This is a genomic window from Pseudomonas sp. DC3200b2 (assembly GCF_049895785.1).
GTDB classification, from domain to species: domain Bacteria; phylum Pseudomonadota; class Gammaproteobacteria; order Pseudomonadales; family Pseudomonadaceae; genus Aquipseudomonas; species Aquipseudomonas massiliensis.
The window spans coordinates 360,834-375,300 of record NZ_JAFCTA010000002.1; the positions used below are offsets into that span (position 1 = coordinate 360,834).

Below are 14,467 nucleotides of genomic sequence, written 5' to 3' on the forward strand. Positions count from 1 at the left end.
CGAATGCATCTGCTGCGTACCCAACCCGGAGGCTTCGTTCCGGACGACAGCATCGCCGACCTCGGGCAAACGCCGGCCGAGCTGGTGATCCTCTGCAGTGGCGATTCGCATCTGGCGCTGCTGGCCGAGGCCGCCCAGCGCTTGCCCGGGGATTTTCCAAGCCTGCGCCTGGCCAATCCCATGCAGGTGCAGAATCATGCCTCGGTAGATCTCTATGTCGATCAGGTGCTTCGTCATGCCAGGTTGATCGTGCTGTCGCTCCATGGGGGCGTGGGCTATTGGCGCTATGGTGTCGAGCAACTGAGCCGCCTGGTGGAGCAGGGCACGCGGGTAATAATGGTCCCCGGGGATGACCGGCCGGATCCGGAGCTGAGTGCGCTTGGCAGCGAGCCCGCCGAGGTCAGCGAGGCAGTCTGGCAGTATTTGCGCCAGGGCGGCATGGCCAACGCATCGGCGCTGTTCGGTTATATCGCCGCGACCTACTTCACTGGCCGCCTGGCCCAACCCTTGCCTTGGGCGCCACCGGCCGCCTTGCCACGGGTGAGCCTCTATCGGCCCGGACAAGGCGTGGTCAGCCTTGGCGCCTGGCAAGCGGTATGGACGGCAGGCGCCCCGGTGGTACCCCTGGTGTTCTATCGCTCGCACCTGCAGGCGGCCAATACCGGTTTCATCGATGCCTTCTGTGACCAGTTGGCCGCTGCCGGCTTGAACCCCTTGCCGGTGGCGGTCGCCAGCCTCAAGGAGGCAGGCTGCCTGGAACAACTGCAGGCCTGGATGGACGAGGTCGCGGCCGCGGCGGTGCTCAACACCACCGGCTTCGCCCTGGCCTCCCCGCAGGCCCCCCGGCAGCGTCCACTGCGCCGTGATATCCCGGTCATCCAGGCCATCTGTGCTCAGGATAATCAGCCCATGTGGGCGCAAAGCGCCCAGGGGCTCGGTCCCCGAGACCTGGCCATGCATGTGGCGCTACCGGAGTTGGACGGTCGAATCATCAGCCGCCCGATCAGCTTCAAGGACCTGGCCTGGCGCAGCGAGCGTAGCCAGAGCGATGTGGTATGCTATCGCGCCCATCCTGAGCGCATGGCCTTCGTGGCGCGCCTGGCTGCCAACTGGATCGCCCTGGCGCGCACTCCGGCTGCCGACAAGCGCGTCGCGCTGGTGCTGGCCAATTATCCGACCCGGGACGGACGTATCGGCAATGGTGTGGGCCTGGATACGCCAGCCGCCGCGTTGAACATTCTCCGAGGCATGGCGGCGGCCGGTTACCCGGTGTCCGGGCTTCCGGCCACCGGTACCGCACTGATCCAGGCCTTGCTCGGCAATGTCAGCAATGACCTGGATCAGCTCGACGCCCGGCCTTGTGCCCAGAGCCTGGCCCTCGATGCCTATCGGCTGGCCTTCGCTGCCCTGCCCGAGGCGTGCCGGGACGCCGTGACTCAGCGCTGGGGCGCGCCCGAACAAGACCCCATGTACCGAAGCGGACGCATGATGGTCGCCGGGCTGCGCTTCGGCGCTACCTTCGTCGGCATTCAACCGGCCCGGGGTTATCACCTGGACCCCAGCGCGGTCTACCACGACCCGGACCTGGTGCCCCCTCACGGTTACCTGGCCTTCTACTTCTGGCTGCGACAGGCCTACCGCGCCCATGCGGTCATTCATGTCGGCAAGCACGGGAACCTGGAATGGCTGCCCGGCAAGGGTGTCGGGTTGTCTGCCAGTTGCTGGCCCGACGCGCTGCTCGGGCCCATGCCTCATATCTACCCTTTCATCGTGAACGATCCCGGCGAAGGGGCCCAGGCCAAGCGGCGTACCCAGGCTGTGATCATCGATCATCTGATGCCGCCGCTGACCCGCGCGGAAACCTACGGCCCACTGCGTGACCTGGAGCGGCTCGCCGACGAATACTACGAAGCGCAACTGCTGGATCGGCGCCGGGCCCTGGCGTTGCAGAACGAGATACTGGCCCTGGTGCGCGCCACCGCCCTGGACCGAGAACTCGATCTGGAGGAAACCGCGCTCAAGGATGCCGACACCTGGCTGCCGCGGCTGGATACCTACCTCTGCGACCTGAAGGAATCCCAGATCCGCGACGGCCTGCATGTGTTCGGTGAGTCGCCGGCCGGCCAGCTGCGCCTGGATACCTTGGCGGCATTGCTGCGCGCGCCCCGCGGCAGCGGGGAAGGAACCGATGCCAGCTTGCCGCGGGCCTTGGCCGCCGCGCTGCGGCTGGGTTTCGACCCTCTCGATTGCAACTTCGGCGCACCCTGGACCGGGCCGCGTCCCGCATCCTTGGAGGCAGTGGACAATGGCCCCTGGCGGACCCAGGGCGACACCCGCGAGCGGCTGGAACGGCTTGGCGCCTCCATCATCGGGCAGGCGCTGGACGGCCATTGGGTTTGCCCGCCGGAGCCCTGCTGGCGACCGGTTGCGGACCTGGTGCATGCCTTGCTGCATCAGGTGGCGCCAGCATTGGACGCCTGTGGTCCTGCTGAAATGGACCATTTGCTGGCTGCCCTGGGCGGCCGTTTCGTGCCCCCAGGCCCCAGCGGCGCTCCGAGCCGTGGCCGCCTGGACGTGCTGCCTACAGGCCGTAACTTCTATAGCGTGGATGTACGCAACCTGCCCACCCCCACGGCGTGGCGACTGGGCTTCGCGTCCGCCAACCTGGTGCTGGAGCGGCACCTGCAGGACCATGGCGACCATCTACGCCACCTGGGGCTCTCGGTCTGGGGCACCGCCACCATGCGCACCGGTGGCGACGATATCGCCCAGGCCATGGCGTTGCTCGGGGTACGTCCCGTATGGGCAACCGGCAGCCAGCGGGTGGACGACTTCGAAATCCTCCCGCTGAGCCTGCTGGATCGGCCGCGGGTCGATGTGACCCTTCGTGTCTCGGGCTTTTTCCGTGACGCCTTCGGCAACCTGATCAAGTTGTTCGACGCGGCGGTACAGGCGGTTGCCGCTTTGGATGAACCTGAAGACCTCAACCCCCTGGCGGCGCGGGTGCGCAGCGAGCAGGCCAGGCTGGTCGCCGACGGGCTCGAACCTGAACAGGCCCGCCGCCAGGCAGGCTGGCGCATCTTCGGTGCCAAGCCCGGTGCTTATGGTGCCGGGGTGCAAGGCGTGGTCGAGAGCCGGCAGTGGACACAACGCCAGGACCTGGCCGAGGCCTATCTCAGTCATTCCGGCTATGCCTACGGCGGGGCCGATGATGGTGCGCCGGCCAGGGCCGAGCTGGCCGACCGCCTCGGCCGCCTGGAAGCGGTATTGCAGAACCAGGACAACCACGAACACGACCTGCTCGACTCCAATGACTATTACCAGTTTCACGGCGGCATGCTGGCAGCCGTCCATCAGCAGGCCGGCCGCGAGGCAGCCAGTTACCATGGGGATCACAGTCAAGTGGACGCGCCCCGTGTCAGCACGCTCAAGGAAGCCTTGAATCGCGTGGTGCGCGCCCGCGCCGTCAATCCCAAGTGGCTCGCCGGTGCCCGCCGCCATGGCTACAAAGGCGCCTTCGAGATGGCCGCTACCTTGGACAACCTCTTTGGCTTCGACGCTACCACCGGGCTGGTGCAAGACCATCAGTACGCGATGCTGGCTGACGCCTACCTGTTGGACGAAGAGAATCGAGCCTTCCTCAATGCCCACAACCCCCATGCCTTGCGCGACATGGCCGAGCGCCTGCTGGAGGCTCAGCAGCGAGGCCTGTGGCAAGCCCCCGGCGCGTATCGCCAAGCCTTGGAAAACCTATTGATCGACAGTGAAGAGGGCTGAGATGGCGTTCCACTATCCTTTGGCCGCCGTGGTCGGCGCCGAGCGACTGAAGTTGGCGCTGTGTATCGCAGCCATCGATCCCGGCATCGGCGGCGTACTCATAGAAGGCCCGCGAGGCATGGCCAAGAGCACTTTGGCCCGCGGGTTGGCCGACCTGCTGGAGCAAGCGCCTTTCGTCACGCTGCCCCTGGGAGCCTCGGAGGATCGCGTGGTCGGCTCCTTGAACCTGGACGCGGTACTGGCCCATGGGGAAGTCCGCTTCGCGCCGGGCTTGCTGGCCAAGGCCGATGGTGGCGTTCTCTACGTAGACGAAGTCAATCTATTGCCAGACCCCTTGGTGGACCTGCTGCTGGACGTGGCAGCCAGCGGCGTGAACCGGGTAGAGCGCGACGGCGTCTCACACGAACATCCCGCTCGCATCGTGCTGATCGGTACCATGAACCCGGAGGAGGGGGAGCTTCGCCCTCAGCTGCTCGACCGCTTTGGCCTGAATGTGGCACTCGATTCGCGACCGGATCCGGCCCAGAGACGGGAAATCATCACCCGACGCCTGGCCTTCGATGCTGACCCTGCGGGCTTCATTGCCCACTGGGCCGAGGCACAGGCCGTGCTTGCCCAGCGCTGCCAGCAAGCCCGCGGCGCCCTGGCCGGCATCCCCCTGGACGACATGGCGCTCGAAGCGATCACCCAGGCCTGTTACCAGGCCGGGGTGGACGGCTTGCGAGCCGACCTGGTCTGGCTGCGGGCTGCGCGCGCCCATGCCGCCTGGCGAGCAGTGCCGGCCATCGAAGCAGAGGATATCGAGGCGGTGGCCGAATTCGCCCTGCGTCATCGGCGGCATCCGGATACCGGCGGCACCCAGGTACCGCCGCTCGCCCAGGGTGGTAGTGAAACCTTGGGCGACTCCGAGAGCAGCGGGGACTGGGGCGCACTGCCACCTCAGCCAGTGGCCACCGGTCCCCGCCTGGGCCTGGCGGGTTGGCCAAAAAAGTCCTAGGCCCCCCTCTAGGCGAGTCGGGGGCCAAGCGCAGCGCAGTCATGGGGCAAGGCCGGACAGGAAGAGCCAGCGCCAAGTGCCAGACACGCATTGCCTGGGTACCGACCCTGGCGCAGGGGCGGCCACGTAGCGAGGCCGCTCTGCGTTGGCACAACGGTCCACTTCACCAGCCGCCGGTCTGGCTGGTGATGGTGGATGCCTCTGCGTCCACGCGCCGCCATGGCGCGCTGGGGCGGGCCAAGGGCTACCTGGCGACCCTGTTCGAGCAGGCCTACCGGCAGCGCGCCCGTGTCGCCTTGCTCACCGCCAGCGGCACCGGTCCAAGCTGGCAGCGGCATGGGCTCAAGGCCTCGGCTGCGCTGGGGCCCTGGCTCGAACGTCTCGGCGCAGGGGGTGGTACACCTTTGCGCGAGTGCATTGATCTGGCACGGGACTGGCTGCGCAAGCAGCAGCGCAAGAGCCCCTGGCAACCGCTGCGCTGCCTGATCGTCACCGACGGACGTATCGACGGGCTGGAGAATGTCGCCCCGCTGGGTTGCGAAACCCAGGTCCTGGATATCGAACTGGGCGACATTCGTCTAGGCCGCACCCGCCGGCTTGCGCAACGGCTTGGCGCGGACTACTTGCACCTGGAACGACTGCCGACTGCCGTTCAATGACCAGGCCAGGGGCGATCCGGGCCTGGCGCTCGTAGAGTCATCGACTTCGGATCAAAGCCCCAGCGCCGGCATGGTCCAGGGCTCCAGGCTGTAGCCGTGACGAGAAAGCCCCGCGCGGACTTCTTCCAGCGCGGTGGCCAGCTGGCGGGGATCGGAGTAGGCGCTGGCCGACAGGTGGGTGCGGCACAGGTTCTGACTGGTGTGATCGTCGATCACCGTGAGGCTCAAGGCGCCGTCGCCGTCAGGCTGGGTCCAGGCGACACAGTGGAAGGGTTCGAAAGCGTGGCCGGCGATCAGAAGGGCTTCGTTGACACGCAGCGTTGCGTCCATGAGGGTTGCTCTCTCAAATGCACATCGGGGGTAGCCGCGCCCACGGCGGCAGTACAGTACTGATGCCCGAACGCGACCGCCGAGTCACAACACGAGCTAGAAAATCTCGACCGTTGGCGCGTCGCGCTCGTTGCGCGTATGACTCGCCAGGCGAAAGCGAATTCCCTGAACCCGACCGCCGGGCTGTAATTATGGACCTGCTGGGGCGGCGAAATGCCGGGCCAGAGCGGTCAGCGCCTGACTCAGGCGCTGCTCCCAGCTACCGTCGAGAACGACGTAGTTCTGCTGATGGCTGTCCAGCCAAGTCCGGCAGGCTTCGAAAAAGGCGCGACGATCGGTCGCATCCGGCTGGCAGCGTTGGCCGTCGGCTACCCACGGCACGCCCTCAGGACTCAGCAGGAGGTGCAGGTCATAGCGTCGACCAAGAAGGGCTGCCTCGACCCAGGCTGGCGGAGGACCGAACAGTACCTGGCTCCACAGCATATTGCTCAGCAGATGGGTATCAAGCCACAACCACGACGGTTGTTGGGCGCGTGCCGCATCCTCGCCACTCAGCTGGCCTTCGGCGATGAGGGAGATATCCGCATACACCGGATCGCGTTGTCGCTCGTCGATGAACCGGCGCACGTACTCTGTGCAGAGCACGCCGCCGAAGCGTTGCTGCAGGGCCCTGGCCAGGACGCTTTTGCCGGCCGATTCCGGGCCGGTGATTACAACCACGTTCATGAATACGCCTACTGACTACGCTGGCTCGGGTTCTACCGATGCCGCATCCGCGACCACTGCTGGAAAGTGCTGATGATACCTTGCGCATCGGCGGATCGTAAGGCGCTCACTGGCGTTACCCCAACGCTTGGGGCATCATCCCGGCGCGACGGCTTCTGGTGTTGAATAGTCAAGAAAAACTCAGAAACCTTCGCAGAACGTTATCAAAACATGCTGGTACGACCGTCGCAGAACGGAACCGCTGGGGGGAATGGATGGATATGTGGACGGCCGCGTCGGCCATGGTGCTAGGTATTGTGGAAGGGCTGACGGAATTCCTGCCCATTTCCAGTACCGGGCACCAGATCATAGTGGCGGACTTGCTGGATTTTGGCGGCGAACGGGCCATGGCCTTCAATATCATCATTCAGCTTGGTGCAATCCTTGCGGTGATGTGGGAGTTTCGCGCCAAGATCCTCAGTGTTACCGCTGGACTGGCCAGCCAGCCCAGCGCCAGGCGCTTCACGCTCAACCTGCTCATCGCCTTCCTGCCGGCCGTGGCACTGGGCGTGCTTTTCTCCGATCTGATCCATAGGTACCTGTTCAACCCAGTCACGGTGGCGATAGCGCTGGTCGTTGGGGGCGTGGTCATGCTTTGGGCGGAAAAGCGACAGCATGTAGTGCGGGTCGAGCGCGTGGACGACCTGCACTGGTCCGATGCCCTGAAGATCGGCTGTGCCCAATGTCTGGCCATGATCCCTGGCACGTCCCGCTCAGGCTCCACCATTATCGGCGGCTTGCTGTTTGGCCTGTCGCGCACCGCAGCCACCGAGTTCTCGTTCTTCCTGGCCATGCCGACCATGGTAGGGGCGGCAGTGTACAGCGGTTACAAGTACCGGCACCTGTTCCAGCCAGCCGACCTACCGATCTTCGCCCTCGGCTTCGTCGTGTCCTTCCTGTTCGCCATCATCGCGGTCCGCGCGTTGCTCGATTTCATTGCCCGTCACAGCTACGCAGTGTTTGCCTGGTATCGCATCGCCTTCGGCTTGCTCATCCTTCTGACCTGGCAAATGAATTGGGTCGATTGGGCCACTGCCCGAGGCTGAACATCGGCTGAACCCGCCTGCAACCCCTAGGTCGAAGCTGTCAACGGCACCCTATGTGGCTGCCGTTGATCGGTGGCCCCGCATGCTGGTCCTTTTCCTGCTTATGCAAGGTGTTGTGCCGGGGCACAGGCCCGCCAGCCGGCCGAGGCAAGGGGCGCTGCCTGCTATCGCGCCCACAGGATCGAGGGCATGTACATGAAGTGTCTGTGCGCATGGATGGGGCTGCTGCTCACGGTAAGCCTGTTTTCGGTGCAGCTGGATGCCGCGCCCCGTACCCAATGGACGGTGGGGGTGCATCGCCTGACCTTCAAGGACCCGCTCGATGGCGGCCCTATGCGGGCATACGCGTTCTACCCGAGCGCCGAAACTGACATTCAGCCCGCCCGCCTGGACGGCTACCAAGTGGCTGCCGGGGCAGATGCGCCAATCGCCATAGGGCGGTTTCCCTTGTTGATGCTGTCCCATGGCAATACAGGCACGCCCTTGGCCCTTCATGACCTGATCACCTCCATCGCCAGCAAAGGTTTCGTGGTCGTGGCGGTGCTGCACCCGGGGGACAACTATCTGGACCAAAGCCGCCTGGGCACCTTGAGCAACCTCTATGGAAGGCCCTTGCAGATTTCGGCCGCGATCACCGCGGCGCTTGACGAGCCTATGCTGTCGCCCTTCCTCAACGCGAACGAAGTAGGGGTGATCGGCTATTCCGCCGGCGGCGAAACCGCCTTGATTCTATCCGGGGCCCAGCCCGACCTTTCCCGGCTCAAGTTGTACTGCCTGGAACGGCCGCATGATGCCGATGCCTGCAAACGCCACGGTGAGCTGGTCGCGGACCGCAAGGATCTGGCGCCCCAGGCCGACGCCCGGGTTCATGCGCTGCTGCTCATGGCGCCCTTGAGCCTGATGTTTGGCCGGCAGGCCTTGGCCACGGTCAGGGTACCGACCCTTATCTACGCGGGGGACAACGACCAATTGGTGGCCGTTGACAAGAATGCCGAGGCGCTGGCGCGCAAGCTGCCGTCGAAGGCCCGCTACCACGCGCTGCCTGGGGCGGGCCACTTCGTATTCATGGCCCCCTGCACGGCCGAACAGGAACGTGAGATGCCCGCCCTATGCAAGGACGCCCAGGGGGTGGATCGCGCAGGCATACATCGGAACCTGATCGACGAAGCCGGGCGTTTCTTTGCTCAGGCCCTTGGCAAGCCTAGTCGGGCTGGCTGGCAGACGGCCGGTCAACCGGAGCAGCCTTAGCCGGTCGTGATCATATTGCCGGGCCGAGTTCTCTACCGATCGTTGTGCTAAAGCGGCCGTTTGGCGTCCCGGGAGAGCCAGCCAATCAGGCCCAGCCCCACCACGGAAAGGCCGGCGGCGCAGAGGAAGATGGCAGCGTAGCCAGCATTGGCGGCCAGGGCGCCCATGAGCGGCCCGGCGATGGCCAGGGCAATGTCAAAGAACACGGCAAAGGCGCCTAGCCCGGCTCCGCGACTGGTGGTCGGCACCTGCGCGATGGCCAGCACCCCCAGGGCCGGATACACCAGGGACAGGCCGAAACCTGCCAGGGCGGCGCCGATCAACGCGAAGACCGGGGAGGGCGCCAGCCATAGAAACAGGAAGCCTAGGGTCTCGACGCTCAGGCAGGCAAAGGCAACGCTGTATCCGCCGTAATGATTGATGGCATTGATGAACAACAGGCGAGACAGAATGAAGCAGGCACCGAAAGCTGTCAGGCAGAAGGCGGCGCCTGCCCAGCCCTGTTCCAGATAGTAAAGCGTGATAAAGGTCGTCAGGGCCCCATATCCGATGGACGCCAGGCATAGCCCCAAGCCATAAGGCGCGACGCGCCCGAAGGCTGACCAGAATGGGAGGCGCTCGCCCCGCACCACGGGGACGGACTCCCGCTTGCGCAACCGCCAGAGCGCGAACAGGGCCAGTACCAGCAGGGCGCCGCCCAGTGAGTGAAAGCCCAGGTCCTCGGTCATGACCACGCCCAAGGGCGCACCCACGGCTATTGCGCCATATGAGGCGATCCCGTTCCAGGAAATGACCTTGGCGGTGTGCTCCGGCCCCACCTGGCCAATGCCCCAACTGCTAGTGCCTACCCCGATCATGCCTTGGCCCACGCCCAGCAGCAGGCGTGCCACCAGCAGTACCCCCAGGCTGAGGGAAGGCCATCCATGACTCAGGGTGGCGATCAGCGTCAGCAGGCCACTGGCCGCGACCGCGTAAAGCCCGTAGGTAATGGTGCGCTTGGCACCCCAGCTATCGGCAAGCCGACCCGCCAAGGGACGGATGAGCAGGGTGGCGACATACTGGGCGGCAATCACGACGCCCGCGAGCACTGCGTTGAAGCCCAGCACATCGTGGACGTATCCCGGAATCACCGCGATCGGCAGGCCGATGCAGAAGAACGCAATGAATGTGTAGAAGACGATGGACAGGATCTGCAGGGTAACTCCCCCGGGAGCCGTGGGGGAGGAGGCGAATGGCGAAGTCATGGGGCGCTCGCTGTGGTGGGCTATCCCTATGATCGCCAGCGGGCGAGAAAATTGAAAGCTGCCTAATGATTTCCTCGCCCCACGGCCTCAGATCACGCCTTGGCTACGCAGGTACTCATCATAGGTGCCACTGAAGTCGACGATGCCCGACGGGCTCAGCTCGAGAATGCGAGTGGCCAGGGAAGACACGAACTCCCGGTCATGGCTGACGAAAATCAGGGTGCCTGGATAGTTCTCCAGGGCCAGGTTCAATGCCTCGATGGATTCCATGTCCAAGTGATTGGTAGGCTCGTCCATCACGAGCACATTGGGCTTCTGCAGGATCAACTTGCCGAACAGCATGCGGCCCTGCTCACCACCGGAGATTACCTTCACCGACTTGCCGATTTCGTCGCTGGAGAACAGCATGCGGCCCAAGGTGCCTCGTACCAGTTGTTCGCCACCTTGGGTCCATTGGCCCATCCAGTCGAACAGGGTCGAGTCCTGCTCGAAATCCGCCGCGTGATCCTGAGCGTAGTAGCCCAGCTCGGCGCTGTCGGTCCATTTCACGGTGCCCTTGTCTGGCGTCAGCTCATTCATTAGCAGGCGCAGCAGAGTGGTCTTGCCGATCCCGTTGGGCCCGATGATCGCCACCCGCTCGCCCGCCTCGATCTGGAACCCAAGGCGCTCGAACAGCTGCTTGTCTTCGAACCCCTTGGCAAGGTTCTCCACGGTCACGGCCTGGCGGTGCAGCTTCTTGTTCTGCTCGAAGCGGATGAAGGGGCTGACCCGGCTCGAGGGCTTGACCTCGGCCAGCTGGATCTTGTCGATCTGCTTGGCCCGGGAGGTCGCCTGCTTGGCCTTGGAAGCGTTCGCCGAGAAACGGCTGACGAAGGTCTGCAGCTCAGCGATCTGGGCCTTTTTCTTGGCGTTGTCTGCCAGCAGTTGCTCGCGCGACTGCGTGGCGGCCGTCATGTATTCATCATAGTTGCCCGGGAACAGGCGCAGCTCGCCGTAGTCAAGGTCAGCCATGTGCGTGCACACGCTGTTGAGGAAGTGTCGGTCGTGGGAAATGATCACCATGGTGCTGTTACGCGCGGTGAGTATGGTTTCCAGCCAGCGAATGGTGTTGATATCCAGGTGGTTGGTGGGTTCGTCCAGCAACAGCACGTCCGGGTCGGAGAACAATGCCTGGGCCAGCAGCACGCGCAGCTTCCAGCCTGGGGCGACCTCGCTCATGGGGCCGAAGTGCTGCTCAAGCGGGATGCCAAGGCCAAGCAGAAGCTCGCCGGCACGGGATTCGGCGGTATAGCCGTCCATTTCCGCGAACTCGGTCTCCAGTTCCGCCACCGCCATGCCGTCGGCCTCGGTCATTTCCGGCAAGCCGTAGATGCGGTCACGCTCGGCCTTTACCTTCCACAGCTGCTCATGCCCCATGATCACCGTGTCGATGACGCTGAAAGCTTCATAGGCGAATTGATCCTGGCGCAGCTTGCCCAGCCGAACGTTGGGTTCGAGCATGACCTGGCCGCCGCTGGGCTCGAGATCACCACCCAGGATCTTCATGAAGGTCGACTTGCCGCAGCCGTTGGCCCCGATCAGGCCGTAGCGGTTGCCATTGTTGAATTTGACGGAAACGTTTTCGAACAGCGGCTTGGGGCCGAACTGCATGGTGATGTTAGCGGTGGAGATCAAGGGCCTTACCTTCGATGCTTACGGTGGGCGAGTGGGGCAACTGGCCTGGCGAGGTTCTGGTTTCCGCTGCGCCGGGCCGGGAGAGGGTCATCCAAAGCCGGCTGGCAGGCCAGGAATGGACCCACCGAAAGCCAGCAATGGATGTGAATGTGGTTGCAAACCGGACACTGCCGCCATTGTCGCATAAAACGGCCAAGACCTCGAACCCGTCCGCAATGGACGGGCCCGGCAGACTGAAGCTAAGCCCGGTTTTACGTCAACGTGGTTGCCGCCGCTCGATGGCGGCGACCGCGGTGCGGATCAAATGGTTGAGTTCGCCAATCTGCCAAGGCTTTTGCAGGAAACGAATGTTGCCTTCGCTTTCTCCCGCCGAACCTGTGGTGAGGATCACCGGGATCTCGGGCCAACGCTTGCACACCAGCTTGGCGAACTCCCAACCGTCAAGCTCGCCAGGCATCAGGTAATCGGTGACCACCATGCTGACCTCGTCAGGATTGGCCCGCATATAGGCGTAGGCTTCATCACCACTCTGGAAACTCACCACATCCAGATTCAACTGCTCCACGACCTCTTCGGCGATCCAGCGAAGCAGTTCATCATCCTCGGCGATGAGCACCTTCATGCGGGTAGGCTCTGCGGACAACGGTACTTGCGTCACTGCTCTGGCTCCGGCGGGGCTAAGGATGGTTTCGCTGGCACTCTGGGACCCGCAAGGCGGGGAATGCCAGGCGACCTGCAAGCCTAAGACCGTTAATAAACAAAGGGTTCCCTGGCACCTCTGAAATGATGGCTGGCGGCCAGCGTCACTCTTCCAGCGAAACGCTGGTCCCCTGGGCGGGTGCTCCGGAAGAAGAGACGATGCGCCCGGCTCTGACTTCTTCGGCATGATAGCTCAATCGAGCCTCGCACTGGGTAAAGGTCTCCACCATTCGAAGCAGGGCTTCGCGATCCGGAGTCTCCAGGCGATGAGCGATGCGCTTGAGTTCCACCGCCGACCACTTCAGGTCTGATGCGATTCCCTCGAGGTCGCGCTTGAGTGCTGCTTCGGGCTTGCCAAGGCTCATGGCGTGCTACGCCTCCATTGCGTCACTGGCAGGTGCTGATGGCGGGGTCTGGCCGTGTGGCCATCATCCGCAAGGCGGAAATGTCTGGCAAGTTCGGGCGACAATTGGAATAACAAGGCATGCCAAGTGCTCGCCACGGTTGTAACCTCAAGAAGCCTTGCGCTTGCGCGCAGTGCGCGATTTACCGGATTGGCGGGCTTCGGCGGCCTTGGAAGGCGCCTTGGGAGCCTTGGAAGAGGATGAACCACTCCCTTTGCCGCCGAGGCTTCGCTTGAGCAATTCGGTAAGGTCGATGACGTCCGCTCCCTGCTTGCCACCTTCGTCCGGTGACTCAACCTCCTCGATCTTGCCCTCCTTGGCTTTGCGCTGTACCAATTCCATGATCTTGGCTTCAAACTGATCCGTATAGTCCTCAGGACTCCAGGCACCGGACATGTCCTCCACCAGCCGCTTGGCCATGTCCAGTTCGCCTTTTTTCAGGTCAGGCGTCTTGGCCTCGTCACTGAGTTCGAGCGTTTCCAGTCCACGGACCTCCGCGGGCCAGCGCAGCTTGACCAGCACAAGGGCATCGTCCAAAGGCATCAGGGCCGACAGGTACTGGCGAGTGTGAAGCACTACCAGAGCCAGCGCCACCTTGTTCGTTTGCCGCAGGGTTTCCCGAAGCAAGGCGTAGACCTTCTCGCCACGACGGTCGGGTGCAAGGTAGTAGGGCGTATCGATATTCGGCAGGGGGATTTGCGCGCTGTCCACGAAGGAAAAGATCTCGATGGTCTGCGTAGACACCGGGTGAGCGGTACGGATCTCGTCCTCGCTCAGCACTATGTAGCGGCCTTTTTCGTATTGCACGCCCTTGACGATATTTTCCCGATCCATTTCCTCGCCGGTCACCTTGTTCACGCGCTTGTAGCCGACCGGGTCCATGCTGCGTTTATCCAGCCAATCGAAATCGACGCCCTTTGAAGCGGTCGCCGACACCAGCGCCACCGGGATATGAACCAGGCCGAAGCTGACAGCGCCTTTCCAGATTGCACGGGGCATGGGCTCTGAACCTGCTGATAGGGGAGATATCAGAAAGACCAGCGTCCAGATCCTGAAGTTCAGACGAAACCGCCGCTGCGCCATTGCCGTGCACCTTGCAAGCCCGGCGCCTAAAGCGCCGTGCATTGTGCATGCTGGCTTTGTGAGTCTGCATTAGGTGATGCGCATAACCTTTTGATTTATAAAGTCCGACGAACGGGTATGCTTTGGGCATGCAAGCTGCTAATTACAAAAAAGTTCTGCGACGCCGAATCATGAAGAGTCGGTCACCTGTTAGTAGTGGGCCCATGTCGGAGCCCTATCAGGCGAAGGTTCAGGACATACAATACCAATGGAGATGCCCCATGCTGTCCACACTTGAACTGCGTAACATCATCGAAAGCAGCTTTTTGCCGCAGCGGTGCCAATGCTCTCAGGGCCCGAACCATTCGCTGACGGTCAAGGTATTCGGGGGGCACGCCGATCAGGCAGACTTCATGGTCAGTGGTATCGACACGCGTCAGCTCAACAGTAGCCGTGCCATATCCAATCTCATCGCGGGGCTGCGCCACGACCTGTCCGCGCAGCGCGCCCAGCGTGGTATGGCGCAGCGTTCGCAAGCCGTCGCCGGCTTCTGATCCCCTCT

The 14,467-nt window shown here is 63.5% G+C and carries 13 protein-coding genes; 6 read left to right on the forward strand and 7 right to left on the reverse strand.

What is annotated here, in order from left to right:
- Positions 1–3 precede the first annotated feature (3 nt).
- The 3 genes from cobN to ACP691_RS07435 are packed head-to-tail and all read left to right on the forward strand — an operon-like array spanning position 4 to position 5,433.
- Positions 4–3,777: a cobaltochelatase subunit CobN gene (gene cobN, locus ACP691_RS07425; RefSeq protein ID WP_426199038.1), complete on the forward strand. Its 3,774-nt coding sequence runs from the start codon at positions 4–6 to the stop codon at positions 3,775–3,777.
- A gap of 1 nt (position 3,778) precedes the next feature.
- Complete coding sequence (locus ACP691_RS07430; protein ID WP_426199040.1) at positions 3,779–4,774, forward strand: ATP-binding protein; 996 nt, start codon at positions 3,779–3,781, stop codon at positions 4,772–4,774.
- A gap of 41 nt (positions 4,775–4,815) precedes the next feature.
- Positions 4,816–5,433 (forward strand): vWA domain-containing protein, encoded by a 618-nt coding sequence (locus ACP691_RS07435; RefSeq protein ID WP_426199042.1) that lies wholly within the window; start codon positions 4,816–4,818, stop codon positions 5,431–5,433.
- A 51-nt stretch (positions 5,434–5,484) separates the two neighbouring features.
- On the opposite strand, the gene ACP691_RS07440 is transcribed toward ACP691_RS07435, so the two are convergent.
- Complete coding sequence (locus ACP691_RS07440) at positions 5,485–5,763, reverse strand: hypothetical protein (RefSeq protein ID WP_426199044.1); 279 nt, start codon at positions 5,761–5,763, stop codon at positions 5,485–5,487.
- Positions 5,764–5,952: 189 nt separating this feature from the next.
- On the reverse strand, positions 5,953–6,489 hold the full coding sequence (locus tag ACP691_RS07445; RefSeq protein ID WP_426199046.1) for an AAA family ATPase: 537 nt from the start codon (positions 6,487–6,489) through the stop codon (positions 5,953–5,955).
- 254 nt (positions 6,490–6,743) lie between these two features.
- Between ACP691_RS07445 and ACP691_RS07450 the strand changes: the two genes are divergently transcribed.
- Both ACP691_RS07450 and ACP691_RS07455 read left to right on the forward strand, forming a co-directional pair.
- On the forward strand, positions 6,744–7,574 hold the full coding sequence (locus ACP691_RS07450) for an undecaprenyl-diphosphate phosphatase (RefSeq protein ID WP_426199048.1): 831 nt from the start codon (positions 6,744–6,746) through the stop codon (positions 7,572–7,574).
- A gap of 195 nt (positions 7,575–7,769) precedes the next feature.
- A complete protein-coding gene (locus tag ACP691_RS07455) occupies positions 7,770–8,822 on the forward strand; it encodes an alpha/beta hydrolase family protein (RefSeq protein ID WP_426199633.1) in 1,053 nt (350 codons plus the stop codon).
- Positions 8,823–8,869: 47 nt separating this feature from the next.
- Here the strand turns inward: ACP691_RS07455 and ACP691_RS07460 are convergent, their stop codons facing one another.
- The 5 genes from ACP691_RS07460 to ACP691_RS07480 form a co-directional block, all read right to left on the reverse strand.
- Positions 8,870–10,066 carry an MFS transporter gene (locus ACP691_RS07460; RefSeq protein ID WP_426199050.1) on the reverse strand — a complete coding sequence of 399 codons (1,197 nt, stop codon included), beginning with the start codon at positions 10,064–10,066 and terminating at the stop codon, positions 8,870–8,872.
- Positions 10,067–10,153: 87 nt separating this feature from the next.
- Positions 10,154–11,740 carry an ABC-F family ATPase gene (locus tag ACP691_RS07465; RefSeq protein WP_426199052.1) on the reverse strand — a complete coding sequence of 529 codons (1,587 nt, stop codon included), beginning with the start codon at positions 11,738–11,740 and terminating at the stop codon, positions 10,154–10,156.
- 256 nt (positions 11,741–11,996) lie between these two features.
- Positions 11,997–12,398 carry a response regulator gene (locus tag ACP691_RS07470; RefSeq protein WP_157395824.1) on the reverse strand — a complete coding sequence of 134 codons (402 nt, stop codon included), beginning with the start codon at positions 12,396–12,398 and terminating at the stop codon, positions 11,997–11,999.
- 145 nt (positions 12,399–12,543) lie between these two features.
- On the reverse strand, positions 12,544–12,804 hold the full coding sequence (locus tag ACP691_RS07475; protein ID WP_426199054.1) for a hypothetical protein: 261 nt from the start codon (positions 12,802–12,804) through the stop codon (positions 12,544–12,546).
- 147 nt (positions 12,805–12,951) lie between these two features.
- Positions 12,952–13,842 (reverse strand): Ku protein, encoded by an 891-nt coding sequence (locus ACP691_RS07480; protein ID WP_426199056.1) that lies wholly within the window; start codon positions 13,840–13,842, stop codon positions 12,952–12,954.
- Positions 13,843–14,186: 344 nt separating this feature from the next.
- Here ACP691_RS07480 and ACP691_RS07485 point away from each other — a divergent pair, with 344 nt between their 5' ends.
- Positions 14,187–14,459 carry a DUF1652 domain-containing protein gene (locus tag ACP691_RS07485; protein WP_426199058.1) on the forward strand — a complete coding sequence of 91 codons (273 nt, stop codon included), beginning with the start codon at positions 14,187–14,189 and terminating at the stop codon, positions 14,457–14,459.
- Positions 14,460–14,467 lie beyond the last annotated feature (8 nt).